Here is a 23,669-nt window from a genome sequence, read left to right as displayed (position 1 = left end):
CCGTCGGGAACAGGCCATCCGGCCCAGCTCCGGCAACGTCCATGTTGAACACTCCACGCCGGTACTTCGTCACAGAGACCACGTGCACGTGTATCGCTGAAACCATGTGCCGTCCACGATGAAACTCGTTCTCCTGATGAGACCGATGCCGGTAGGTTTGTGTGCATGCAGCTCCGCTACAGCTACCGTGCGTACCCGGACACTTCCCAGCACCGTGCGCTGGCGAGTGCGTTCGGGTGTGCGCGTGTGGTGTGGAACGACTGCCTGCGCGACCGCAAGGAAGCACACGCGGCGGGGCTGCCGTATGTGAAGTCGGCCGAGTTGTCCCGCTGCGCGACCGGCTCGCCGACCGCCGCTTCGTCGACGACAGCGGGCCGTGGCTGGATGCGGCCCGTGCCTGGGGCGACGCGGCCCGTACGGCGCTCCGGCTGGTCGAGGCGGTCAAGGCGGGTGACGAGGCGACGCCGCGCCAACAGCGGGAGCGGATCCCGGAGTTGGTGAAGGCCGCCAAGTCCTTCGTCTATGTGGACATGAAGGGGAAGAAGGTCCCGGTGGTGGTCGCGGACGGGGTGCTGGACACGTTCGTCTAGGACGCACTGAAGGCGGATGGGGTGAATGGGGTGAATCGCAGTTGACGGGGTGATGTCACGCGGGGTGGGGGCGGCTCCGGCCCTACTCTGAGGCCCTGGCGCCGCCACCCTCGCGACCCTGCACCTGAGGAGACCGACCATGGTCCGACCCGCCGCCTACGCCCCCCGTCAGACCGCGGCCGCCGTCCTCGACGACGCGGTCTGCTCGCTCGCCCCGCACGCGGACGCCAACCGGCTCGTCCAGCGGATCGCGGCGGGGCGGGCGCCGCGGTCCGTGTTCGCCACCTTCGCCCTCGAACAGCACCATGTGATCACCTGCGACCGGCTCAGCTTTCAGCACCTGGCGCGCCGGGCGGACGGCGATCCGCCGGTGGCCGACTTCTTCGATCTGCTCGCCCAGGGCGAGACGCTGGCGCTGCAGCGGCTGACCGGGCTGCTGGACGCCTGCGAGCTGACGGAACGTGAGATCGCCGGCTACCGGCCGCGGCCCGGCTGCCAGGCCTATCCCTCCTACGGGGCACGGCTCGCCCTGAGCGCCGAACCGACCGATGTCGTGATCGCCCTGGCCGCCAACTTCTCGGCCTGGTGCGGCTATTGCGCCGTCGTCGAGGCCGCGATGCGCGACCACTACGCCTTCTCCGAGGCGGCCCGCGGCTTCTTCGCGCTCTTCGCGGAGCCGGCACCGGAGCTGGACGACAAGGCACGCGCGGCGGTGCAGCACGGCCTCGACACCGGCCAGACCCGGCCGGCCGCGGCGCACCGCTACGGCCGGCTGCTCCAGGCATACGAGATCATGTTCTGGCACTCGGTCGGCGAGTGAGCCGTCGGCCCGACGGCCCTGACCGCCCGTACGGCCCGATGGTGACCGGGCGGCACATCCGCCCGGTCACCGGTCAACGGTCGCCGGGCTACCCGGCCAACTCCTTGTGCCGGGCGGCCAGTCGGCGCGCCCCCTCCTCGGTGAGCGAGCCGTGCAGCCGCAGCCGGGCGATCCCCCCGTCGGGGAAGATGTCGATCCGGACGTGGGTGGCGGCCGGGGCGTCGTCCAGCAGGAAGCGGTGGACGGTGTCGGGCTGCAGCCGGGTGCGCGGCAGCAGTTCCGTCCACGCACCGTCCTCGCCGTCCCGGCCGAAGAGGGCCGCCCAGCCCGCCGAGTTGCCCTTGAGGTAGCCGGTGTCGATCTCGACGGCGCGGATCCGGGACTGCTCGGTGAGGCGGTAGCGGACCCAGTCGTTGCCGGTGCCGCGGCGGCGCCGGGTCTCCCAGCCGTCGTCCATCTTGCGGGAGCGGCCCGGCTGGATGGTGTGGGTCGGCGAGGAGTAGAAGCGGTCCGAGGCGTCCTCCACCTGGCCGCCGTTCTCCAGTGCGGCGAGGTCGAAGGTGCCCAGCGCGGCGAGCCAGTCGGCCGACGGGACGACCTCGCCGTGGACCCGGAGGCGGGCGACGCCGCCGTCGGGGTGCTGGTTGAGGCGCAGGTGGGTGAAGCGCTGTGCGATATCGACGGGGAAGCCGTTGGCGGCGTGTCCGCCGATGGCGGTGCGCGGGACCAGCGGCGTCCAGGTGACATCGGCGGCGAGCAGCTCGTCGGGCGACGGCGAGCCCTCGACGCAGGCGCCTTCCACGCTCACCGACTGCGGGTAGTTGCCGCGGAAGTGGGCGGTGTCGACGACGATGCCGCGGATCACTCCGGGCGCGCCGAGGCGGATCAGCGCCCAGTCGTGGTCCTCGTCCGTCGGGAAGGGGTGCTCGCCGTCGGTGCCGCGTCTGCGGCGGGTCTCCCAGCCGTCCATGATCTTGCCCTTGTGGCCGAAGGCCTCGGGGTCGAAGTGGGCGGCCTCGGGCTTGAGGAGGTTCTCGCGCTCGGCGAAGAACTCGTCGTTGGCGGCGATCACGCCCGCGCCCAGCCGCCGGTCGGCGAGGTCGGGCAGGTGGGTGAAGGGGAAGCCGCCGGGGCCCGGGGTGCGGTAGTCGGCGTAGGGGTCGCCGCCGCCGTAGGGGCGGGCGTCGCCGGTGAAGCGGGGTATGTCCGAGCTGGGCGAGCGGGGGACGTCAGCGGTGGTCATGCGCACTACGGCCTTTCCAGGAGCTCGCCGGTGGGCTCGGCGAGGGTGGCGCCGTCGTTGATCTGCCGGCCGCGCAGCCAGGTGGACCGTACGACGCCGTACAGGGTCTTCCCGGCGTACGCGGTGATCTTGTTGCGGTGCTGAAGCGCCTGCGGGTCGACGGTGAAGGTCTCCTCGGGGGCGAGGACCGCGAAGTCGGCGTCCCGGCCGGGCTCGATGGCGCCCTTCCGGCCGAGGCCGACCAGTGCCGCCGGGGCGGTGGCCATCCAGCGCACCACGTCGTCCAGGGTGTGGCCGCGCTCGCGGGCCGCCGTCCAGATGGCGGGCAGGCCGAGCTGGAGGGAGGAGATGCCGCCCCAGGCCGCGCCGAAGTCGGCGGTCTTGAGGTCGGCGGTGGAGGGCGAGTGGTCGGAGACGATGCAGTCGATGATGCCGTCGGCCAGGCCTTGCCAGAGCGCGTCCTGGTTGGACGCCTCGCGGATCGGCGGGCAGCACTTGAACTCCGTTGCGCCGTCCGGGATTTCCTCGGCGGTCAGGGTGAGGAAGTGCGGACAGGTCTCGACGGTGATCTTGACGCCCTCGCCCTTGGCGGCGGCGATCAGCGGCAGCGCGTCACCGGAGGACAGATGCAGGACGTGCACCCGGGCATCCAGCAGCTTGGCCAGCGCGATCAGCCCGGCGATGGCGTCGTTCTCGGAGACGCGGGGCCGGGAGGCGAGGAAGTCGGTGTACTTGGGGCCGTGCGCCTCGGGGGCGGCGTCCAGGTGGCCGGGGTCCTCGGCGTGCACGATCAGCAGCCCGTCGAAACCGGCGATCTCCCCGAGCGCGGCGGCCAGCTGCTCCTGGTCGAGCTGGGGGAACTCGTCCACCCCGGAGGGCGACAGGAAGCACTTGAAGCCGAAGACCCCGGCGTCGTGCAGCGGGCGCAGGTCCTTGACGTTGCCGGGGATGGCGCCGCCCCAGAAGCCGACGTCAATGTGCGCCTTGCTGCGGGCGACCTCGCGTTTGGTGTCGAGGTGGGCGGCGGTGGTGGTGGGCGGGAGGCTGTTGAGCGGCATGTCCACGAGCGTGGTGATCCCGCCGGCCGCGGCCGCGCGGGTGGCCGTCCAGAAGCCCTCCCACTCGGTGCGGCCGGGGTCGTTGACGTGGACGTGGGTGTCGACGAGGCCGGGCAGCAGGACGTCGTCACCGAGGTCCTCGACCTGCGCCCCGGCCGGAGCCTCGGCGTCGTGCGGCAGCACCGCCGCGATCTTCCCGTCCCGGACGGTGACGGACGCGGCGCGCGTCCCCTCCGGGGTGACGACGCGCGTGGAGCGCAGCACCAGCTCTGTTTCGGACACCCGGTCCCCTCCTCGTATCGTGTCTTCATCGTTGCGTGACGGCGCCCGGTGCGCACGGCTGACGGGAGCCGTACGGTTCCCGGCCGGCGGTCACCCCGCGACGACATACAGAATTCAACAGTCTGTTGAATGAGTCTTCACTCCGGACCCCGGCCCGTCAAGACCCCTTCGCCGGCACCGGCGCGAGGACCGCCCCGGAGCCGCCGGGGCTCACCGGCTCCTCGGCCGCACCATCCCTGACCTGCGACGGGATCATCTCGTACGGAATCGGCCCGGACGTGGCCGCGATCCGCCCCCGGCGCGAGACCACGGCGTAGAGCACGCCGGAGATCCCCATCCCGAAGATCCAGGAGAACGGCGCCACCGCGTCGAAGACCGGTATCAGCGCGAGCGAGGCGGACACCGCGGCGGCCGGCAGAAAGGCGATCACGGCCTTGGGGTTGTAGCCGCGACGGTAGAAATACGTGCCGCGCTCATCGGCCGAGAACAGCGCATCGACATCGATCCGGCCACGCCGTATCAGGTAGTAGTCGACGAGCAGGATGGCGACCAGCGGCCCGAGGAAGGCGCCCAGCGCCCCCAGGAAGTACTGGATCACCAGCGCCGAGGAGTACAGCTTCCAGGGCATGACGAGGACGGCCAGCACCGCCGTGATCATGCCGCCGCGCCGGAAGTCCAGATACTTCGGCGCGAGGTTGGCGAAGTCGTAGGCGGGCGAGACGAAGTTGGCGACGACATTGATGCCGATGGTGGCGACGATGAAGGACAGCGCGCCGATGACCGTCACCACCGGGTTGTCGATCTTCTGGATCACCTTCACCGGGTCGTGGACCGCCTCACCGAAGACGGCGATGGTGCCCGCGGTGACCAGTACGGCGACCACGGCGAAGGCGGTGAAGTTCACCGGCAGGCCCAGCAGGTTGCCGCGACGGTAGGAACGGTGGTCGGGCGTGAAGCGGGCGAAGTCCGCGTAGTTGAGGACCAGCGTCAGGAAGGTGGCCACCGTCAGGCTGACCGCGATCAGACTCTCCTTCGCCTGCGAGGCGCCGCTGAGGCCGGTGAGACTGCGGGTGAGCGAGATGTCACCGTGGGCCCTGACGACCAGATAGACGGCGAGCGCGAGGAGCACGAGCCAGACCACCGGCCCGGTCGCGAAGTCCTGGACCTTGCGGATGAACTCCATCCCCCGGGTCAGCAGCAGCGCCTGCAGCCCCCACATCACCAGGAACGCGATCCAGCCCAGAGTGGACAGCCCCAGCACCGAATTGTGGTGGTAGGCGGCCAGCCCGGGCGCGATCTGCAGCGTCAGCAGGACCACGGCCGTCGAGGCGAGCCACGTCTGGATGCCGTACCAGGCCACCGCCATGACCGCACGCAGCAGCGCGGGGACATTGGCGCCGTAGACGCCCCAGCTGGCGCGGGCCAGCACCGGATAGGGCACGCCGGTCCGGTGCCCCGCGTGCCCCATGCGGTTCATCAGCCAGTGGACGATCGAGATGCCGACGAGCAGGGCCGCGAACACCTCCCAGGCCGGCAGGCCGAGCACGAAGAGGCTGGCGGCGAAGGCGTAGTTGCTGATCGCGTGGGTGTCGGACATCCACAGCGCGAAGATGCTGTACGCGCCCCAGGTGCGCTCGCGGGCGGGCGCGAGGTCCGCGTTGAAGAGCCGCGGGTCGGGTGGGGGGAGCTGCTCGTTCTGCCGGGTCTGCGGGGTGGGCGGGGGCGTTGTCATGTGTCCTCCCAGGCTGGGCGGGTGGAGCTTGGGGATGGTGTGGAGGTGTGGAGGGTGCGGGGCGGGCTCGCGTCCCGCGTACCGGTCTAGCGCCAGTCATCAGATGTCTGATGTCTGGGGGGAAAATTCGGTGTTACGTGAGCCGCCCCGAGCGGGCCCCAGGGGCAGATGGGCGCTCAACGGCCAGGATCCGATGGCCTTGGGGCGGGGCGGCGCGAAGCTGCGTGCCGTACTGGTGGTCAGCCCCAGGCCGACGACCGCCTCCGCGAACTTCACCGCGGCGGCGACCCCGTCCACGACCGGCACACCGAGCGCCGCCGCCACTCTCTCCTGCAGTCCGGCCATCCCCCCGCACCCCAGGCAGATCACCTCGGCTCCGGCCCGCACGACCTCACGGGCGGTCTCGGTGATCACCTCGACGGTGCGCTCCGGGTCCGCCTCCAGCTCCAGGACGCCGAGCCCCGTGCCGTGGACGGCGGCGCAGCGCTGCAGCAGCCCGGCGGTCAGCAGCCGGTCCCGGATCTGCGGTACGGAGCGGTCGAGCGTGGTGACGATTCCGTAGGTACGGCCGAGCATCATGGCCATCTGGGCCGCGCTCTCGGTGATGTCCAGTACGGGGACGTCGAGCAGCTCCTGGGCACCCTCCCGGCCCGGTTCGCCGAAGCCGGCCATCACCAGGGCATCGAAGGGCGTATCGAGGGTGGCGAGCCGGTCCAGGACGGCCGCGGCGCTGAGGAAGCCGTCGAAATGGCCCTCGATCGACTCGGGGCCCCAGAGCGGTTCGGCGGCGATGATCTGCGTCCCGGGGGCGGCGACGGCGGTGGCGGTGGCGCGGATCGACGCGGTCATGGAAACCGTGGTGTTCGGGTTCATGACGAGAAGGCGCATAACACTCCAGCCATTTGGAGGATTCCACAGAATGGACAGTAGTTTTCGCGCAGCAGAACGTAGCTACGGCTACTGGCACCGTCAAGGGGATGTCGTCTAGGCCCCGGCCCCTTCTCACGCCTTGGGACAATGACAGCCTGACCGGCGGGAACGAGTGTGCGAGAGACGATGTGTGCAGGAGAGGGGACCGGTAGGCTGCTCCGGTCGGGCCCGGCGCGCGAAAGCCCCAGGGCACGCACCAGCCGAGACCGATCCGACCCGCCCCGAAAGGAACGCGACGTGCCGCCGACCAGCGCCAGCACCTCCGCAGCAGCCGAAGCCAAGCCCGCGGGCGCCGGCGGCGGTGTCCAGTCCCTCGAGCGCGCCTTCGACCTGCTCGAGCGGATGGCCGACGCCGGGGGCGAGGTCGGCCTCAGCGAACTCTCCAGCAGCAGCGGCCTTCCGCTCCCCACCATCCACCGCCTGATGCGCACGCTCGTGGCCTGCGGCTATGTCCGTCAGCAGCCGAACCGCCGGTACGCCCTCGGCCCCCGCCTGATCCGGCTGGGCGAGAGCGCGTCGCGGCTGCTGGGCACATGGGCCCGGCCGTACCTGGCCCGCCTGGTGGAGGAGACCGGCGAGACCGCCAACATGGCGCTGCTCGACGGCGACGAGATCGTGTATGTCGCGCAGGTCCCCTCCCGGCACGCGGTACGCATGTTCACCGAGGTTGGCCGGCGCGTACTGCCGCACTCCACCGGCGTGGGCAAGGCCCTCCTGGCCAACCACCCGCCGGAGGAGGTCCGCGCACTGCTCGGCCGTACGGGCATGCCCGCCGCGACCGAGAAGACCATCACCGACCCGGACACGTTCCTCGAGGCACTCGCCGACGTGCGGCGGCTCGGCTATGCGGTGGACGACAACGAGCAGGAGATCGGCGTCCGCTGCTTCGCGGTGCCGGTGCCCAACTCCCCCACCTCGGCGGCGATCTCGATCTCGGGCCCGACCGGCCGGGTGACGGAGGCGTCGACGGACAAGATCGTGCCGGTGCTGCAGGAGATCGCGGCGCAGCTTTCGGTGGCGCTGGCGAGTCAGTCACCGGCGTAAGGACGGCCGTGGCGGCCTGTGCCGCCTTCCCGTTCGGGCCGGGGCGCGCACGCTCCGGCCCGCGCCGGTCCGCACGACCGTGCACCCGCGTCTCGTCGCATCTCGTATACGGGGGCTGGTTAAGCGATTCACCCGCGGCATGACGAGCCATCAGCCCTTTGGTGAGCCACTGGGCACTGGCCACTGGCTCCGGTGATGGGTCATCACCCCCGGGGAAGCTCGCCGAAGCTGTCGATCCCCTCACGTACCTCCGTCAGCGCGGGCGACAATGCGCTCACCGAGCCGACCGCCCCCGCGATGAGCAGTAACGAACGGCGCAGCCGGGGCACTTCGGGCAGGCCGTGACTCACCATCGCATCCAGCGCGGCCAGTTCGTCGTCGGCGACGGCCCGGTCGGGTAACTCCCCCGGAAGCACGGCCAGTTGGCGCCGCAGCCGGGCCACCGCACCGCGCAGCGCCTGGACCCGCGTGTCGCCCTCTTCCCCATTCACCTGCCCGGCCACTCGCCCGCGCCTCTGCCCCTGCGTCTCCACCTGCACCTGCGTTTGCACCTGTTCCACAACGACAGCGGCCTCCGTGGTCGTTGACCGGTTCACAATGCGGGACAGTTAACGCCACTCTGCGCTGACAGCGCCATACGGAGAGCGAAAAAACCGATCAGTGCGTGGGGTGGGTGGGGGTGGCGCGGGGCGGGGGCGGGCGGGTGCCGCCCGGTGCCGGCCCTGGTGGTGCAGTTCCCCCCGGGCAGCCCGAACAGGGCGCGAAGCGCTCAGCGGCCGCGAGGCGGCGCTGCGGGGGCGGAGAAGGCGGGAGCGAGGCGGAGCCGCCCCACGCCCCTCAGGGCCCGCTCACGGCCCGCCTCGGCCGCCATCCGCGGGCCCTCGCCACTGGCCCCCTCATCAGCTCTGCTCGGGTTCCACCGCATTGCGCCACACCCGCACATCGATGGTGATGTAGCGGCTCGGGGACGTCCCCGGCGCGGAGCCCTTGTACGTGATCAGCGCGAGCGCGCCGTACTTGGTGGTCAGGCAGATCTGCGAGCCCTTGGTGAGCCGCTTGGAGCTGATGGTCGTGGTGAACCGGGTTTCGGACCGGCAGACATCGAGCGAGCCCTGCTCTCCGGAGTCGAGCAGCACCATCTTGCCGGTCGAGGTGCTGACCGTGTCGTCCGTGAATTCATTGTCGTTGTAGACGAAATCGACATCCCCGTCGTCCGAGGACTTCGCCTTGAGCGGGTCGTCGGAAAAGGTCAGGTGGTAGTCGTCGGACAGGTCGAAGTCCTTGCTGTCGACCGGCTCCGGGTCCTTCACCGGGGCGTCCGAGCCGCTGCCGCCGCCGTCGGTGCCGGGGCTCGCCGTCGAGCCGCCGGTGGCGCCCCCGGAGGCGTCGCTGTTCTGCGTCTTCTTGGGGTTGCCCTTGGTGCCCTTGGCGTCCGCCTGGTTCTTCGCCTTCTGGCCGTCGCCCTTCATGACGTAGTAGACCGCCGTGCCGCCCGCCCCCGCGAAGGCCAGCATGCACACCAGCACCAGCGCGGTGACCAGCCCCTTGCGCTTCTTCTTCGGCGGCTGCGCGGCCGGCACCGCAGCCGTCGGGCCGGCGGGGGCGGGGGCAGGGGCGGGGGCGGGGGCGCCCGCTACCTGGGTGAGGGGCGCGGTGACGTTGGCGGTGGGCTCCTGGGCCGCCGGGCCGAAACCCGGCGGCGGGGTCTGCGGGTGGTTCGGCACGGTCGCCGCCGGCGGGGCGGGCGGCTGTGCCGGGGCCTGCGGCGCTGCCTGCGGTGCGGCGAGCTGCGCGGTGGGCGCCTCCACCGGGGGCGGCGGGGCCTGCACGGGCGCGGGGGCCGCCGTACGCGTGGTGATGTCGGCGGCGACGGCGGTGGGCAGCCAGTCCTCGGGACGGCGCAGCTGCGTCTGGCCGGAGGCTTCGCCGCACAGGGCGATCACCTCGGCGACGGACGGGCGCTGCGCGGCGTCCTTGGCGAGGCAGCGGGTGACCAACTCGCGCAGCTCGTCCGGGAGTCCGGTCAGATCCGGGTCCTCGTGGACGATGCGGTAGAGCACGCCGTGGGAGGTGCCCTCGCCGAAGGCCGGTGTCCCGATGGCCGCGTACGCCGCCACCTGGCCGAGCGCGAAGATGTCGGTGGCGGGGGTGACGGTGCTGCCGGCGGCCTGTTCGGGCGCCATGAAGGTGGGGGTGCCGACCGTGACGCCGCTGCTGGTCAGGGAGGTGGCATCGGCGGCGCGCGCGATGCCGAAGTCGATGACCCGCGGACCGTCGGCGGCCAGCAGGACGTTGGACGGCTTCAGGTCCCGGTGGACGATGCCCGCGCCATGGATGACCTGCAGCGCCTCGGCTATCCCGGCGACCAGCAACAGCACGGTGGGGACGGGCAGTTTGCCGTGTTCGGCGACGGCCGCGGAGAGCGAGGGGCCGGGCACGTAGGCGGTCGCGAGCCATGGGCTGGTGCCGTCGGGGTCGCTGTCGATGACCGGGGCGGTGAACAGCCCCTGGACGCGCTGCGCGGACTGCACCTCCTGCTTGAAGCGGCGGCGGAATTCGTTGTCCTCGCTGAACTCGGGGCGGATCACCTTGATGGCGACCGGGCGGCCACCGGGCGTGTAGGAGAGATAGACCTTGCCCATACCGCCGGAGCCGAGCTTCGCCGTGAGCCGGTAGCCCGCGACCGCCTTCGGGTCGTCGCCTTCCAGCGGCTGGAAGATCCCGGACGAGCCCGCACTGTTCACCACTAGGTCCCCCGACTCAGAATGGGCACGCCGTACCGATACGGCGGCCACGATGTCCGCAACGGGGCAGAACTTTATCCGGCCGACAGCCGCGTTGTGACATCTGCGCCAACCCGGTTGGCGCCTTGTCCGAAGCGCCGGATTCGCGGCCGGTTTCGCGCTCCTCCGCCGGGCCGGTCACCGGTCCGCCGCCACGCGCTGCCCACATCTGCCCCGATCATGCATCAGACATGCGTTCGTCCCGGCACCCGTTGGCGTGGGCGTGGGGAATCCGATGCGTATGGCGCGGCCCGATGGAGCACTCTCACGTTCAGGGAAATTTCCGGCATATCACTGGATCGGAGACTGTCTTGGAGCCCAACACCGGCCCGGAATCCGGCCCGAACCCGCACCCCGACAGCGTCGTACAGCTCATCTGCCGGGCCTACGGCCTCACCGATGCGTCCGAGATCACCGTGGAGCACATACACCGTTACGTCACCGAACACCGGCTCACGGACCAGCGCACGCACCAACTCCGGGACCGACTCAGGCCGAGAATCCCGCGCCAGCGGGCATCCGGCGGCGCGGCATGAGGCGAGGCGCAGGACCCCACGGCACCGCGCCGCGGTGGCCGCCATGAGGTAAGCACTCCCCATGACATCCACCGCATCCACCCCTTCAACTCCCTCTACTCCCCCACCGGGCCGGGTGGCCGGGCTTCTGCTCGCCGCGGGTGGCGGACGGCGGCTGGGCGGGCGCCCCAAGGCGCTGCTCGACCACCGGGGCCGGCCCCTGGTCGAGCACGCCGCCCGGGTGCTGCGGGACGGCGGCTGCGATCCGGTGCACATCGTGCTGGGCGCGGCCGCCGACGCCGTACGGGAGCGCGCCGATCTCACCGCCTACACCACATCGGAGAACCCCAACTGGGCTCAGGGGATGGGCACTTCGCTCCGCGTGGGGCTCGCGGCACTGGCCGGCTCGGGGGCGGATGCGGTCGTGGTGTCCCTGGTGGACCAGCCGGGCATCGGCGCCGCGGCGGTGGCGCGGGTGGTGGCCGCGTACGAGGGCCGCGCCTCGCTCGCATCAGCGGCGTACGAGGGCCGGCGCGGCCATCCGTCCCTGTTCGGCGCCGACCGCTGGGCGGACATCGCGGCGAGCGCGGAGGGCGACCAGGGGGCGCGCGACTACCTCCGGCAGCACGCCGGTGTGATCAAGCTCATCGAATGCGCGGATGTGGCCGAGCCGTACGACATCGACACACCGGAGGATCTGCGGCGACTGGAGTGACCGGGCAGGGGGCACGACCTGCGGCGCAGCGCGGGGCGCCGGAGAATCGGGTGACGTCATGGAGAGTGACACCGGTGGCACTGAGAGCCATTTGATCTCCACTTGTGTCGACCCTGAGAATCTCGACATCAACAAACCATTGAAGTTCCGCAATAAGGAAACTACTCTCCACTGGTCAGAAGCGCCCTGAATCCAGACGGCGCCCGCGACCGTATCCCGGAGCCCGCGACACCCCGTGCCGCACGGGCGCCCCCGGCGGCCGCCAGGCACCGCCGCTGAATGGAGTGACAGCTCATGTCCGCACCAGCGCCGTCCCCGCTGGCCATCGTCGAAGTCGACCCCGAACACACCCCTGCACGGCAGGACGAGGTCCTCACCGACGCCGCACTCGCCTTCGTCGCCGAGCTCCACCGGCGGTTCACCCCGCGCCGCGACGAGCTCCTCGCCCGCCGCGCCGGGCGCCGCGCCGAGATCGCCCGCACCAGCACCCTGGACTTCCTCCCGGAGACCGCGCACATCCGGGCGGACGACAGCTGGAAGGTGGCCGAGGCGCCCGCCGCGCTCAACGACCGCCGGGTGGAGATCACCGGTCCCACCGACCGCAAGATGACCATCAACGCGCTCAACTCCGGCGCCAGGGTCTGGCTCGCCGACTTCGAGGACGCCTCCGCTCCCACCTGGGAGAACGTGGTCGGCGGCCAGATCAACCTCATCGACGCCTACGAGCGCCGCATCGACTTCACCGACGCCGGATCCGGCAAGTCGTACGCCCTCAAGCCCGCCGAGGAGCTCGCGACCGTCGTGATGCGCCCGCGCGGCTGGCACCTGGAGGAGCGCCATCTGCAGTTCGAGGGCCGCCCGGTCCCCGGCGCCCTGGTGGACTTCGGGCTGTACTTCTTCCACAACGCCCAGCGCCTGCTGGACCTCGGCAAGGGCCCGTACTTCTACCTCCCGAAGACCGAGTCGTACCTCGAGGCCCGCCTCTGGAACGACATCTTCGTCTTCGCCCAGGACTACGTCGGCATCCCCCAGGGCACCATCCGCGCGACCGTCCTCATCGAGACGATCACCGCCGCGTACGAGATGGAGGAGATCCTCTACGAGCTGCGCGACCACGCCTCGGGCCTGAACGCCGGCCGCTGGGACTACCTCTTCTCCATCGTCAAGAACTTCCGTGACGGCGGCGCCAAGTTCGTCCTCCCGGACCGCAACGCGGTCACGATGACGGCACCCTTCATGCGCGCCTACACCGAGCTCCTCGTCCGCACCTGCCACAAGCGCGGGGCGCACGCCATCGGCGGCATGGCGGCCTTCATCCCCAACCGCCGCGACCCCGAGGCCAACGAGAAGGCCCTGGCCAAGGTCAAGAACGACAAGGACCGCGAGGCCGGCGACGGCTTCGACGGCTCCTGGGTCGCCCACCCGGACCTGGTCCCGGTCGCCCGCGCCTCCTTCGACGCGGTGCTCGGCGACCACCCCAACCAGAAGAACCGCCTCCGCGAAGACGTCTCGGTCTCGGCCGCCGACCTCATCGCCATCGACTCCCTCGACGCCAAGCCCACCTACCAGGGCCTGATCGACGCCGTCCAGGTCGGCACCCGCTACATCGAGGCCTGGCTGCGCGGCCTGGGCGCCGTCGCCATCTTCGGCCTGATGGAGGACGCCGCCACCGCCGAGATCTCGCGCTCGCAGATCTGGCAGTGGGTCGACGCCGGAGTCGTCTTCGAGAACGGCGAGAAGGCGACCGCTGACCTTGTGCGCAAGATCGCCGCGCAGGAGCTGGCCGCGATCCGTACGGAGGTCGGCGAGGACGCCTTCACCACCGGCAAGTGGCAGCAGGCTCACGACCTCCTGCTGCAGGTCTCGCTGGACGCGGACTACGCCGACTTCCTGACCCTCCCGGCGTACGAGCTGCTGGGCTGATCCGCACGCCCGAAGGGGCCCGTACGCACCGCACCGCAGCGGCGCGCACGGGCCCTTCGTCGTACCCGGCGGACACGATGCGGCGGGGCGTTGTCAGTGGCGGGCCGTACGGTGTGTGCATGAGCGATTACGACACGTTAAAGGTGCATCAACTGCCGGCGGAGACGGCCGGGTTGCGTCCCGTGGTGCTGGGTGAAGGGCGGCGGTTCGCCTCGTGGGAGCTGGCGGCGCCGGCCGAGCCGGCGCTGGGGGAAGCGGTCGAGCCGACGGGGCCAGGGGCTGGCGACATTTGCGCTGCATCTCGCCGTGGCGGGGTGGCCGCTCGCGCGCGGGGCGGACGAGCGGGAGCGGGGGCCCGAGTCCTGCGATGTCGGGGCGCCGCCGCCGTGGATGCGGGATGGCCAGGACGGGTCCGCTACGGGCGCCGGGGCGACGTTCCAGGTCAGGGGCAGCCGCCGGGGTGTGCCGACCCGGCGCGGTGCAGCCCCTCGACCACGGCGGGCCATGAGGTGCGGCGTCCACGGGAGGCCGCCCGAGCACACGGTATGTTGGCCGCAAGCGGATACTACGAACGTAGTAAAAGGAGCGGATGGCGTGGCACGACGGCGGGACCAGGTGCTCGATGCGGCGGTCGGGGTGCTGGGGGCCGAGGGGTTGCGGCGGCTGACCTATCAGGCCGTGGACTCCGCCGCGGGTGTCCCCACCGGCACGACGTCCAACTACTTCCGCAACCGCGCGGCCCTGATCGACGGCATCGTCGACCACCTCCAGGCCCTGGAGCGGCGGGAGTGGGAGCGCTTCGCGGCCGGTACGGACCCGGCCGATACCGGCGAGCTGGCCGAGGCGCTGGCCGGGTTCGTCCGGCAGGCCACCGGGCCGGGCCGGGCCCGTACGGCTGCCCGCTTCGCGCTCTTCCTGGAGTCCGCGGCCCGGCCCGAACTGCGCGCCCCCCTCGCCCGGGGCCGCCAGCGGGTTCTCGCCTGGGCCGCGGAGTGGGCGGGCCGCTTCGGCTCGGGCGCCCCGGAGCGGCACGGGCGGATGCTGCTCGACCATCTCGACGGCGTCGTCCTGCATCAACTCGTCTTTCCGGATGAGGAGTTCGATCCCGCTCCGGATATCAGGGAGCTGCTGGACGGGCTGCTGGGCTGAGCGGCCGACGGGGTGAACACGGCGGGCCGTACGGCCCGTTGGCGTCGCGCGACGGGTTCACGGCGCTCAACAAGTCTGGTAGGAAAGCTTCCTAACGATTGGGGACCCCCACGGCCCCCCCACGGCCCACTCCAAGCTGGAGGACTCCATGCGCACCCGATCGACAGGCGACCGAGGCCTGCCCAAGGCGGCCGCCCGAATAGCCCTCGGCCTCGCCCTGGTCGCCGTACCGGCCACGGCAGTCGCCACCACGGCCACCCAGGGCGAGGACCGGGCCCCCGCCCGCACCTCGCCGCACGCCCCGCACGCCCCGCGGGCCGCGACCGGTCTCGACGACCCGGCGAAGAAGGAGATCGCCATGCAGCTGGTGTCGAGTGCGGAGAACTCGTCGCTGGACTGGAAGGCGCAGTACCAGTACATCGAGGACATCGGTGACGGGCGGGGTTACACCGGCGGCATCATCGGCTTCTGTTCCGGTACGCACGACATGCTGGAGCTCGTCGAGCTCTACACCAAGCACAAGCCGGGCAACGTCCTCGCCAAGTACCTTCCCGCGCTGCGCGAAGTGGACGGCAGCGACTCGCACGAGGGGCTGGACCCCGACTATCCCAAGGACTGGAAGAAGGCGGCCCGGGACCCCGAGTTCCAGAAGGCGCAGAACGACGAGCGCGACCGGGTCTACTTCAACCCGGCGGTCAAGCAGGGCAAGACCGACGGGCTCGGTGTGCTCGGCCAGTTCACGTACTACGACGCGATCGTGATGCACGGCGACGGCGACGACAGGACCAGCTTCTCCGGCATCCGCAAGCGCGCGCTGGCGAAGGCGAAGCCGCCGGCTCAGGGCGGTGACGAGAAGGCCTATCTCGATGCGTTCCTCGATGCCCGGGTATGGGCGATGAAGCAGGAGGAGGCGCACAGCGACACCAGCCGGGTGGACACCGCGCAGCGGGTGTTTCTGAAGAACGGGAATCTCGACCTGCATACGCCGCTGGACTGGAAGGTGTACGGGGAAAGCTTCCACATCGGCTGACCCGCTCGTCCCGTACCGCCCTGGACGACTCAACGGCCCGCAGAAGAACGGCAGTTGCCGCTTTCCTACGGGCCGTTGCCGACCTCGGGGGTGTGCCGGGGTAATCCGCTGTGCGCTGGTAATCCGCTGCCCATGGGTCAGTGCACGGGCGCGGATGCCGGGTCGCCGGAGTCCTGGGCGCGGCGGTCGGGCTGCGTCGGGATGCGGACCTCGTCGGAACCGGTGGCGTCGGAACCGGTGGCGTCAGGACCGGCCCCCTCGGCATCGGCGGCATCCGTGGCACCCACGGCATCCGCCGTTACGGCACCCTCCTCCCCACTGCCCTTCCCGAAGTGGTTGAAGGCGAGGTTGAGGACGATGGCGACCAGGCATCCGGTGCTGATGCCGGAGTCCAGCACGACCAGCAGGTCCTTGGGCAGGTTGTGGTAGAAGTCCGGCGCCGCGATCGGGATCAGGCCGATGCCGACGGCGGCGGCGACGATCAGCGAGTTCTCGCCCTTGTCCAGCGCGGCGGAGGCCAGTGTCTGGATGCCGCTGGCGGCCACCGAACCGAAGAGCACGATGCCGGCGCCGCCCAGTACCGGCAGCGGGACCAGCGAGATGACCGAGGCGGCCACCGGCGACAGGCCCAGCACGACCAGGATGAGGCCGCTGGTGGCGACCACGAACCGGCTGCGGACCTTCGTCATCGCGACCAGGCCGATGTTCTGCGCGAAGGCGCTGTTGGCGAAGCCGTTGAAGAGGGGGCTGACGGCCGTGCCGAGGGTGTCGGCGCGCAGGCCGCCCTCGATGGTGCGCTCGTCCGCCGGGCGGCCGACGATCTTGCCGAGGGCGAGCATGTCAGCCGTCGACTCGGTCATACACACCAGCATCACGATGCACATCGAGACGATCGCGGCGATGTCGAACTGTGGCGCCCCGAAGTGGAAGGGCGTCGGGAAGCCGACGATGTCCGCCTTGGTGATGGCGGCGAAGTCGGTGATGCCGACGGGTATCGCGATCAGGGTGCCGGCGACCAGGCCGAGGAGGATCGAGATCTGCTGGAGGAAGCCGCGCAGCACCTTGCGCAGTACCAGCACGATCAGGAACGTCAGCGCGGCCATCCCGATGTTCGTCAGGGAACCGTAGCCGGGGGCTTGGGAGTTACCTCCCTGGGACCAGTTGAAGGCGACGGGGAGAAGGGAGACACCGATCAGGGTGATGACGGTGCCGGTGACGACCGGGGGGAAGAAGCGTACGAGCTTGGAGAAGTAGGGGGCGAGGACGAAGCCGAGCAGACCGGCGACGATGACGGCGCCGAAGATGATCGGCAGCGCGTTCCCGGGGCTCTGGGCCTTGCCGATGGCGACCATCGGCGTGACACCGGCGAAGGAGACGCCGTTGACGAAGGGGAGTTTGGCGCCGACCTTCCAGAACCCGAGGGTCTGGAGGAGGGTGGCGATACCGGCGGTGAAGAGGCTGGCGCCCATCAGGAACGCGGTCTCGGTGGGGCTCAGCCCGCAGGCCGGTCCCACGATCATCGGCGGGGCCACCACACCCGCGTACATCGCGGCCACATGCTGCAGGCCGCTGGTGAACATCTTGAAGGGCGGGAGGGTCTGGTCGACCGGATGCTTCCGGTCGACCTCCGACTTCTGCCCGGGAGTTGCGGCCACTGCGGGCCTCCTTCGATTTTCTGCGTCGCCGGCGGCCGGCGAGGCGAGGCTGTCACGGAGGTCTTGCCATGTGGTGCGGTGGTGCGAGAAGTCGCGCTGGTGAGCGTGGCGGCGATGCGGTGCGCTTGTGGCGCGGGGACGGGCACGGGGCGGTCGGGCGCCCCGAAGGGGGTACCCGGCCCCGGGGGTACGACGGGATCTCCGTCGGGGAGATCCCGGTACCCCCGGGGTCCGGCGCTTGTGGATCCCGCTCGGATCCACAAGCTCAGCCGGGAGCCGTCCCTCCCGGCCGAGTCTTGGGTGGTGCTTCCGAGGGGATCAGCCCTCGGCGGCGATACGTGCCAGACGCTGGGCCTCGGCGCGGGCGGTGCGCGCGATGGCGTCCTCGTCGACGTTGGTGAGGTGGTTGTCCTCGACGACCGGCTTGCCGTTGACCAGCGACAGCGTGACCGGGGCGGCCGCGCCGAAGACCAGGGCGGTGACCGGGTCGGCGATGGAGGAGTGCGCCAGGGTGTCCAGCTTCCACAGGACCAGGTCGGCAAGCTTGCCGGCCTCCAGGGAGCCGATCTCGTCGGTCCGGCCGAGGACCTGGGCACCGCCGTAGGTGCCGAGCCGCAGCGCCTTACGGGCATTCAATGCCGCTTCGCGGTGCGCGCCGAGGCGGTTGATCAGCAGCGCGTTGCGCAGCTCGGTGTGGAGTTCGCCGGACTCGTTGGAGGCGGTGCCGTCCACGCCGAGGCCGACCGGGACGCCGGCCGCGAGCATGTCGGGGACGCGGGCGATACCGGCGGCGAGACGGGCGTTGGACGAGGGGCAGTGCGCCACACCGGTCTTCGTACGGGCGAAGGCGGCGATGTCGGAGTCGTTCATGTGGACGCAGTGCGCCATCCACACATCGTCACCGAGCCAGCCGGTCGACTCGAAGTAGTCGGTCGGGCCCATGCCGAACAGCTCGTGGCAGAACTTCTCCTCCTCCACGGTCTCCGAGCCGTGGGTGTGCATCCGTACGCCCTTGCGGCGGGCGAGCTTGGCGCCCTCCTTGAGGAGTTCGGTGGAGATGGAGAACGGCGAACAGGGCGCGGCGGCGATGTGCACCATCGAGCCGAAGGAGGCGTCGTGGTACTTGTCGATGGCCTCTTCGGTGCCGAGCAGGGCACCTTCGGTGGTCTCGACGGCGAAGTCCGGGGGCAGCCCGCCGTCCTTCTCGCTGCGGTCCATGGAGCCGCGGGCCAGGGTGATCCGGGCACCGATCTCGGCGGCGGCGGCCAGCTCGGCGCCGACCAGGTCGCCGGAGCCCTGGGGGAAGACGTAGTGGTGGTCGGAGGCGGTGGTCACGCCGCCCTTGACCATCATGCCGAGCGAGCCCTGGGTGGCGGCGGCGAGCATCGGGGCGTCGATGCGGGCCCAGGTCGGGTAGAGCGCGACCAGCCAGTTGAAGAGGTTGTGGTCGGTGGCCAGGCCCCGGGTGATCCACTGGTAGAAGTGGTGATGGGTGTTGATCAGGCCGGGGGTGACCAGGTGTCCCGTGGCGTCGATCCGGCGGACGACGTTCTCCAGGCCCTCGGGGGCCTTGCCCGCGCCCAGCGACTCGATGATGTTGTCGGCGACGACGATGTGGCCGGTGGCGTACTCGGTGTCGTCGGCGTCGACGGTCGCGATGGCAGCGTTCTCGATGACGATGCGCTGCTTCACCGCGCTGTCAGGGGATGCCGATGCAGCCATGGTGCTTCCTTCTTTCGAATACTGGCGGTTGGGCACGGCATGGCCCTACGGGATTTGAGTGCCGGAGCCGGGCGAAGCGGCTGACAGTACCGCCGCCCGTGGGGTGCTCCGGGTGCCGAGATGATGGAAGAACAGGTTGAGCAGGACCGCTACCAGGGCTCCGGCGCTGATCCCGGAGCCGAGCACGGTCTGGGCCCAGGCGGGGAAGTCGGCGTAGAAGGTCGGCGCGGCGAGCGGGATGATGCCTGCGCCGAGCGACACCGCCACCAGGGTGATGTGGGAGCTGTCGTCGAGTCCGGCCTCGGAGAGCGTACGGATACCGCTGACCGCGATCGAGCCGAAGAGGACGATACCCGCACCGCCGAGCACCGGCATCGGCACCAGGGAGACCACGGCGCCCAGGACGGGGAAGGCGCCGAGGACCAGGAGTGCGGCGCCGGCGAGGGCGACGACGTACCGGCTGCGGACCCGGGTCAGTGACACCACACCGACATTCTGCGCGAAGGCGCTGGTCGGGAAGCCGCCGAAGACGGGGCCCAGGAGGGTGGCGATGCCGTCGGTACGCAGTCCCCGGGTGAGGGTGGTGCCGGTGGTCGGGCGGTCGCAGATCTCGCCGAGGGCCAGCATGCCGGCGGACGACTCCGTCATCAGCACCAGCATCACGATGCACAGCGAGAGGATCGCGGCGGGCTGGAATTCGGGGGCGCCGAAGGCGAACGGGGCGGGCAGTGCGGCGACCGGGGCCGAGCGCAGGCCCTCGAAGCTCGCCATCCCGAAGGGGATCGCGGCGAGCGTGCCGACGACCAGGCCGATCAGCAGCGCGATCTGCTTGACGAAGCCCTGGGCGAAGCGCTGGATGAGCAGGATCACCACGAGGGTGAAGCCGGCGAGCGCAAGGTTCTGCATGGCGCCGAAGTCGGCGGCGTGCCGGTCGCCGCCCTGTGCCCAGCCGACCGGTACGGGCATCAGCGTCACCCCGATGAGGGTGATCACCACGCCGGTGACCAGCGGCGGGAAGAACCGCAGCAGTTTCCCGAAGAACGGGCCGACCGCGAGGCAGAAGACCCCGGCGACCATCACCGCCCCGTAGATGGCAGGGAGTTGGTGAGCTCTTCCGTTGCTCTCGGCGATGGCGAGCATCGGGGTGATACCGGCGGAGCTGGCCGCGTTGACGAACGGCAGGCGGTTGCCGACGAATCGGCGGATGCCGAGGGTCTGGAGCAGTGTCGCGAGCCCCGCGATGAGCAGGCTTGCGGCGATCAGCCGGGTGCGCCCGGCGGTGTCCAGGCCGACGGCCTGGCCGATGATGAGCGGAGGGGTGACGACGCCGGCGTACATGGCAGCGATGTGCTGGAGTGCGGCAGGGACGAGCCGCTTGGCCGCCGGCTTCTCGTCCACCGGGTGCACCGGTGGACTGGGGTGGTGCTCAACGTGCTCTTGCTGTGCCATGGGTCGTTCCCCTCGGGTTTCGCGCCCCCTCCCCGCTGTCGGACGGGGAGGGGTCACGAGGCACGGCGCTGCGTCTCAGCCGTCAGAGGTTGGTCATATCCATCGGGATACGGGCTTCGACACCGTCGCGCAGAACAGTGGCTTCGATCAGGCCGTACGGGCGGTCCGCCGCGTAGTAGACCTCGTTGTCGTTCTTCAGCCCGAACGGCTCCAGATCCACCAGGAAGTGGTGCTTGTTCGGCAGCGAGAAGCGGATCTCGTCGACCTCGGAACGGCTGTTGATGATGCGCGAACCCATCTGGTACAGGGTCTGCTGGAGGGACAGGCTGTAGGTCTCCGCGAAGGCCTGCAGCATGTGCTTCTTCACCTGCTCGTACGAACGCTCCCAGTTGGGCATCCGCTGCTCGTCGGAGGTCCAGTTGAACCGCCAGCGGCTGGATACCTGAGTGGCGAGGATGCGGTCGTACGCCTCCTTCAGGGTCGTGTACTTGTCCTTGATGTAGCCCCAAAACTCCGAGTTGGTGGAGTTCATGACGATCAGGTCCTTGAGACCGGAGATGACCTGCCACTGCTCACCGTCGTAGGTGATCTCGGTCACCCGGGTCTCCTGGCCCTTGCGGACGAAGGAGTGCCTGACGTCGTCCGAGCCGATGAACTTCGAGTTGGCGTCGGAGGTGGCTATCCGCTCCCAGGCGTATTCCTCGATACGTATCCGGGCCTTCTTGATCGGCTCCTGGCTGGTGACGAAGTGCCGGGCCAGGTGGATGCCGAACTGCTCGGCCGACTCGATGCCGTATTCCTTGGCGAACGCGTACACGGTGTTCTTGGTCGTGTCGGTCGGCAGGCAGTTGGCGTTGGAGCCGGAGAGGTGGACCTCTTCCAGGTCGCCGGAGAGCGCGACCGAGACGTTCAGGTCCTTGATGTGGTGCGTGTCGCCGTCGCGGGTGATCTTGACGACGCGGTTTTCCGCTTTGCCGTACTGGTTCTGGCCGAGAATCGTGGGCATGTCGGTGCTAGCTCCCTCGGTATACGGAGTAGCCGAACGGGTTGAGCAGCAGCGGTACGTGGTAGTGCTCGCCCGGCTTGACGGCAAAGGTGATTGCCACCTCCGGGAAGAAGGCTCCGCTGTCCCTTACGCGGGGGGCGTCCTGCTGTTCCTCGGCTTGCTGGATTGCCTTGTGATGAGTGCAGTGTTTGCTGGAAACGAAGTAGTCCTCGACGGCGAAGTCGAGGCGTACGTGCGTGGTGCCGTCCGGCAGGGCCGGCAGGTCCTTGCAGCGCCCGTCGGCGTCGGTCTTGCCGGCACCGTGGGCGGTCCAGGCACCCTCGCTTCCGGAGCGCACAGAGAGTGTGAGGGCGACGCCCTCCGCGGGGCGGCCCACGCTGGTGTCCAGGATGTGCGTGGACACCGACGTCGCTGCAGCCGTCTCGCTGCTCATGCTGCGTCTCCTTCTGCGGTTTCGGTGAGGCGGGTCAGGCGGATCCGGTTGATCTTGCCGAGCTCCACACGAACGATCTCTCGTTCCTGTTCCGGCGAGTTGTCGATCCGGTTACGGACCGCATCGCGCATCTGCTCCCCGGTGCGGCCGGTGGCGCAGATCAGGAAGACGTGCCCGAACTTCTCCTGGTAGGCCAGGTTGAGCTCGAGCAGCTCCTCCTTGAGCTCGTCGGAGGCGCCGGCCATACCGCTCTGCTCGCGGTTCGAGGTCGCATCGCCCGGCTTGGGCCGGCCGATGGGCGGGTGCCCGGCCATCGCCTCGGCCAGGTCCTCCGCGGTCAGCTCGGCCATGGCGGCGTCGCTGGCGGCGAACAGGGCGTCGGTGGTGGCGTACGGTCGCTGGGCAAGAATCTTGTTCCCCCATGCCCGGCTGGCACACACCTCGTGCAGTGCGGCGGCAGCCGCACCGTCGTCGGCGTCGTTGAGCCGGGAAAGACCGGGGGTCGAACTCGAAGACACGGGAAGCCTCCGTGGCCTGGTGCTGGACAGCTCTGCTTGGCTGGAAACAGCTAAGACCCCCGGCAACATCCCGTCAACACTTTGTTGAAAAGTCGGCGACACAAAAGCCGCCGCCCGGTGCCTTCGGGCGGCGGCTCAGCGGTTCGCAGCGGGATCAGCGACCGGTTCGCCTCAGTCGGCGCCCTTCGCGGCGTTTTCCCTGTTCAGGTAGTTGTACACGGTGAAGCGGCTGACGCCCAGGGCGCTCGCCACGGTCTCCACGCCGTGCCGTACGGAGAAGGCGCCGCGCGTCTCCAGGATGCGCACGACCGACTGTTTTGTCTTGCGGTCCAGTTCGGCCAGCGGCATCCCGTGCCGGCGCTCCAGCTCGGCGAGGATGTGGTCGAGCGAATCCGACAGATGCGGGAGGCGCACGGCCACCCGGTCCTGCCCCTCCCAGGCCAGGACGACATCGTCACCCTGGGCCAGGTCGGGCGCGATCATCTGTCCGCCCATCGCATCCACCAGCGGCTTGACCGCCTGGACGAACGGGTGGTCGGCGGGCTCGGTCACGTCGCATCCCCCTCGCCCGCAGCGGCGCCCGGCTTCTGAGGCCCGGCGTCCGCGATCACATTGACCTGCAGGGAAACCCGGGTGGCACCCGCCTCCAGGGATTCGCGCAGCAGGGCGTTGACCGCCCCCAGCACCCGGTCGGCGTCGCCCTCGGCGGTATTGCCGAACGGGCCGACGTCCACGGCGTCCAGCTCGGCGCCGGTGACGATGTCCCGCGCCACCACCGCATGGGCCGGCGCCTCATCCAGGTCGAACGGCTCCGTCGTGAACTCCACTCTCAATCGCACGCCGCTCAACCTACGCGCGCATCGCCCCCGCCACCAGAAATTGCCCCGGGCCCCCCTTGACAGCGTCGGAGCAGGACAGGCAGGGTTCCATCACGCAGAAAACAAGTTCCACAATTCGGAAGGGGCGCCGAACTTCATGGGTTTCACGGACACGCGCTTCAACGTCAATCTGTCGATTCTGTTCACCGAGCTTCCGTTGCTGGAGCGGCCGGCGGCCGCACGGGCGGCGGGCT

22 protein-coding genes and 2 pseudogenes are annotated in these 23,669 nt (G+C 70.2%); 10 read left to right on the top strand and 14 right to left on the bottom strand.

Annotation, left to right across the window (positions count from 1 at the left end; translation table 11 throughout):
- Window positions 1-165 precede the first annotated feature (165 nt).
- The 3 genes and pseudogenes from ADL29_RS46585 to ADL29_RS14300 all read left to right on the top strand — a co-directional run.
- Window positions 166-237 (top strand): annotated as a pseudogene (locus ADL29_RS46585) (helix-turn-helix domain-containing protein); the annotation flags it as partial.
- A gap of 14 nt (window positions 238-251) precedes the next feature.
- Entirely contained in the window at window positions 252-590 is a 339-nt protein-coding gene (locus tag ADL29_RS14305; protein ID WP_053924048.1) for a hypothetical protein, read from the top strand.
- 139 nt (window positions 591-729) lie between these two features.
- Window positions 730-1,410 (top strand): thiaminase II/PqqC family protein, encoded by a 681-nt coding sequence (locus ADL29_RS14300; protein WP_053924047.1) that lies wholly within the window; start codon window positions 730-732, stop codon window positions 1,408-1,410.
- Window positions 1,411-1,498: 88 nt separating this feature from the next.
- Here ADL29_RS14300 and alc read toward each other — a convergent pair whose 3' ends face one another.
- The 4 genes from alc to ADL29_RS14280 all read right to left on the bottom strand — a co-directional run bounded on the left by alc (window position 1,499) and on the right by ADL29_RS14280 (window position 6,613).
- Window positions 1,499-2,653: an allantoicase gene (gene alc, locus ADL29_RS14295; RefSeq protein ID WP_053924119.1), complete on the bottom strand. Its 1,155-nt coding sequence runs from the start codon at window positions 2,651-2,653 to the stop codon at window positions 1,499-1,501.
- 5 nt (window positions 2,654-2,658) lie between these two features.
- Entirely contained in the window at window positions 2,659-3,993 is a 1,335-nt protein-coding gene (gene allB, locus ADL29_RS14290; RefSeq protein WP_053924046.1) for an allantoinase AllB, read from the bottom strand.
- Window positions 3,994-4,150: 157 nt separating this feature from the next.
- Window positions 4,151-5,725, bottom strand: a complete 1,575-nt coding sequence (locus ADL29_RS14285) for an NCS1 family nucleobase:cation symporter-1 (RefSeq protein WP_053924045.1) — start codon at window positions 5,723-5,725, stop codon at window positions 4,151-4,153.
- 99 nt (window positions 5,726-5,824) lie between these two features.
- A complete protein-coding gene (locus ADL29_RS14280; RefSeq protein WP_053924044.1) occupies window positions 5,825-6,613 on the bottom strand; it encodes an aspartate/glutamate racemase family protein in 789 nt (262 codons plus the stop codon).
- A 279-nt stretch (window positions 6,614-6,892) separates the two neighbouring features.
- Between ADL29_RS14280 and ADL29_RS14275 the strand changes: the two genes are divergently transcribed.
- Window positions 6,893-7,699, top strand: coding sequence for an IclR family transcriptional regulator (locus ADL29_RS14275; RefSeq protein ID WP_046925319.1), 807 nt, complete (start codon window positions 6,893-6,895; stop codon window positions 7,697-7,699).
- Between the two features lie 203 nt (window positions 7,700-7,902).
- On the opposite strand, the gene ADL29_RS14270 is transcribed toward ADL29_RS14275, so the two are convergent.
- Together ADL29_RS14270 and ADL29_RS14265 are read right to left on the bottom strand one after the other, a co-directional pair.
- Window positions 7,903-8,202, bottom strand: a complete 300-nt coding sequence (locus ADL29_RS14270) for a DUF5955 family protein (RefSeq protein WP_245689397.1) — start codon at window positions 8,200-8,202, stop codon at window positions 7,903-7,905.
- 396 nt (window positions 8,203-8,598) lie between these two features.
- Window positions 8,599-10,446, bottom strand: a complete 1,848-nt coding sequence (locus ADL29_RS14265) for a serine/threonine-protein kinase (protein WP_053924043.1) — start codon at window positions 10,444-10,446, stop codon at window positions 8,599-8,601.
- Window positions 10,447-10,793: 347 nt separating this feature from the next.
- Here ADL29_RS14265 and ADL29_RS14260 point away from each other — a divergent pair, with 347 nt between their 5' ends.
- The 5 genes from ADL29_RS14260 to ADL29_RS14240 all read left to right on the top strand — a co-directional run bounded on the left by ADL29_RS14260 (window position 10,794) and on the right by ADL29_RS14240 (window position 15,814).
- Window positions 10,794-11,018 (top strand): hypothetical protein, encoded by a 225-nt coding sequence (locus tag ADL29_RS14260; protein ID WP_046925321.1) that lies wholly within the window; start codon window positions 10,794-10,796, stop codon window positions 11,016-11,018.
- 61 nt (window positions 11,019-11,079) lie between these two features.
- Window positions 11,080-11,712: a nucleotidyltransferase family protein gene (locus tag ADL29_RS14255; protein ID WP_211274320.1), complete on the top strand. Its 633-nt coding sequence runs from the start codon at window positions 11,080-11,082 to the stop codon at window positions 11,710-11,712.
- Between the two features lie 294 nt (window positions 11,713-12,006).
- Window positions 12,007-13,635 carry a malate synthase A gene (aceB, locus tag ADL29_RS14250; protein WP_053924041.1) on the top strand — a complete coding sequence of 543 codons (1,629 nt, stop codon included), beginning with the start codon at window positions 12,007-12,009 and terminating at the stop codon, window positions 13,633-13,635.
- Between the two features lie 594 nt (window positions 13,636-14,229).
- On the top strand, window positions 14,230-14,784 hold the full coding sequence (locus ADL29_RS14245; protein WP_053924040.1) for a TetR/AcrR family transcriptional regulator: 555 nt from the start codon (window positions 14,230-14,232) through the stop codon (window positions 14,782-14,784).
- A 148-nt stretch (window positions 14,785-14,932) separates the two neighbouring features.
- Complete coding sequence (locus ADL29_RS14240) at window positions 14,933-15,814, top strand: chitosanase (protein WP_053924039.1); 882 nt, start codon at window positions 14,933-14,935, stop codon at window positions 15,812-15,814.
- 137 nt (window positions 15,815-15,951) lie between these two features.
- Here the strand turns inward: ADL29_RS14240 and ADL29_RS14235 are convergent, their stop codons facing one another.
- The 8 genes from ADL29_RS14235 to ADL29_RS14200 all read right to left on the bottom strand — a co-directional run bounded on the left by ADL29_RS14235 (window position 15,952) and on the right by ADL29_RS14200 (window position 23,436).
- Window positions 15,952-17,469, bottom strand: a complete 1,518-nt coding sequence (locus ADL29_RS14235) for a nucleobase:cation symporter-2 family protein (protein ID WP_053924038.1) — start codon at window positions 17,467-17,469, stop codon at window positions 15,952-15,954.
- Window positions 17,470-17,787: 318 nt separating this feature from the next.
- On the bottom strand, window positions 17,788-19,191 hold the full coding sequence (locus ADL29_RS14230) for an 8-oxoguanine deaminase (protein WP_053924037.1): 1,404 nt from the start codon (window positions 19,189-19,191) through the stop codon (window positions 17,788-17,790).
- Window positions 19,192-19,236: 45 nt separating this feature from the next.
- Window positions 19,237-20,640 (bottom strand): nucleobase:cation symporter-2 family protein, encoded by a 1,404-nt coding sequence (locus tag ADL29_RS14225; protein ID WP_053924036.1) that lies wholly within the window; start codon window positions 20,638-20,640, stop codon window positions 19,237-19,239.
- A gap of 82 nt (window positions 20,641-20,722) precedes the next feature.
- Window positions 20,723-21,646, bottom strand: coding sequence for a factor-independent urate hydroxylase (pucL, locus tag ADL29_RS14220; protein ID WP_053924035.1), 924 nt, complete (start codon window positions 21,644-21,646; stop codon window positions 20,723-20,725).
- 7 nt (window positions 21,647-21,653) lie between these two features.
- Window positions 21,654-22,079: a hydroxyisourate hydrolase gene (gene uraH / locus ADL29_RS14215; protein WP_053924034.1), complete on the bottom strand. Its 426-nt coding sequence runs from the start codon at window positions 22,077-22,079 to the stop codon at window positions 21,654-21,656.
- Window positions 22,076-22,597: a 2-oxo-4-hydroxy-4-carboxy-5-ureidoimidazoline decarboxylase gene (gene uraD / locus ADL29_RS14210; protein WP_053924033.1), complete on the bottom strand. Its 522-nt coding sequence runs from the start codon at window positions 22,595-22,597 to the stop codon at window positions 22,076-22,078. The genes uraH and uraD overlap by 4 nt, the downstream gene beginning before the upstream one ends.
- Before the next feature lie 171 nt (window positions 22,598-22,768).
- Entirely contained in the window at window positions 22,769-23,149 is a 381-nt protein-coding gene (locus ADL29_RS14205; RefSeq protein ID WP_053924032.1) for a helix-turn-helix domain-containing protein, read from the bottom strand.
- Window positions 23,146-23,436 carry a YkoF family thiamine-binding protein gene (locus ADL29_RS14200; RefSeq protein WP_078970993.1) on the bottom strand — a complete coding sequence of 97 codons (291 nt, stop codon included), beginning with the start codon at window positions 23,434-23,436 and terminating at the stop codon, window positions 23,146-23,148. The genes ADL29_RS14205 and ADL29_RS14200 overlap by 4 nt, the downstream gene beginning before the upstream one ends.
- A 136-nt stretch (window positions 23,437-23,572) precedes the next feature.
- Here ADL29_RS14200 and ADL29_RS42635 point away from each other — a divergent pair.
- Window positions 23,573-23,669, top strand: a pseudogene (locus ADL29_RS42635) (hydroxypyruvate isomerase); the annotation flags it as partial.

It is taken from the genome of Streptomyces chattanoogensis (genome assembly GCF_001294335.1).
Classification (GTDB): domain Bacteria; phylum Actinomycetota; class Actinomycetes; order Streptomycetales; family Streptomycetaceae; genus Streptomyces; species Streptomyces chattanoogensis.
The sequence above is the reverse complement of the archived record's forward strand: the minus strand, read 5'-3'. Positions and strand labels throughout refer to the sequence as shown.

What these genes read in the sequence shown, in the direction of transcription:
- ADL29_RS14300 (WP_053924047.1), top strand. Translation starts at nt 730, where the DNA reads ATGGTCCGACCCGCCGCCTACGCCCCCCGTCAGACCGCGGCCGCCGTC.
- alc (WP_053924119.1), bottom strand. Translation starts at nt 2,653, where the DNA reads ATGACCACCGCTGACGTCCCCCGCTCGCCCAGCTCGGACATACCCCGC.
- ADL29_RS14285 (WP_053924045.1), bottom strand. Translation starts at nt 5,725, where the DNA reads ATGACAACGCCCCCGCCCACCCCGCAGACCCGGCAGAACGAGCAGCTC.
- ADL29_RS14280 (WP_053924044.1), bottom strand. Translation starts at nt 6,613, where the DNA reads ATGCGCCTTCTCGTCATGAACCCGAACACCACGGTTTCCATGACCGCG.
- ADL29_RS14255 (WP_211274320.1), top strand. Translation starts at nt 11,080, where the DNA reads ATGACATCCACCGCATCCACCCCTTCAACTCCCTCTACTCCCCCACCG.
- aceB (WP_053924041.1), top strand. Translation starts at nt 12,007, where the DNA reads ATGTCCGCACCAGCGCCGTCCCCGCTGGCCATCGTCGAAGTCGACCCC.
- ADL29_RS14240 (WP_053924039.1), top strand. Translation starts at nt 14,933, where the DNA reads ATGCGCACCCGATCGACAGGCGACCGAGGCCTGCCCAAGGCGGCCGCC.
- ADL29_RS14230 (WP_053924037.1), bottom strand. Translation starts at nt 19,191, where the DNA reads ATGGCTGCATCGGCATCCCCTGACAGCGCGGTGAAGCAGCGCATCGTC.
- ADL29_RS14225 (WP_053924036.1), bottom strand. Translation starts at nt 20,640, where the DNA reads ATGGCACAGCAAGAGCACGTTGAGCACCACCCCAGTCCACCGGTGCAC.
- pucL (WP_053924035.1), bottom strand. Translation starts at nt 21,646, where the DNA reads ATGCCCACGATTCTCGGCCAGAACCAGTACGGCAAAGCGGAAAACCGC.
- uraH (WP_053924034.1), bottom strand. Translation starts at nt 22,079, where the DNA reads ATGAGCAGCGAGACGGCTGCAGCGACGTCGGTGTCCACGCACATCCTG.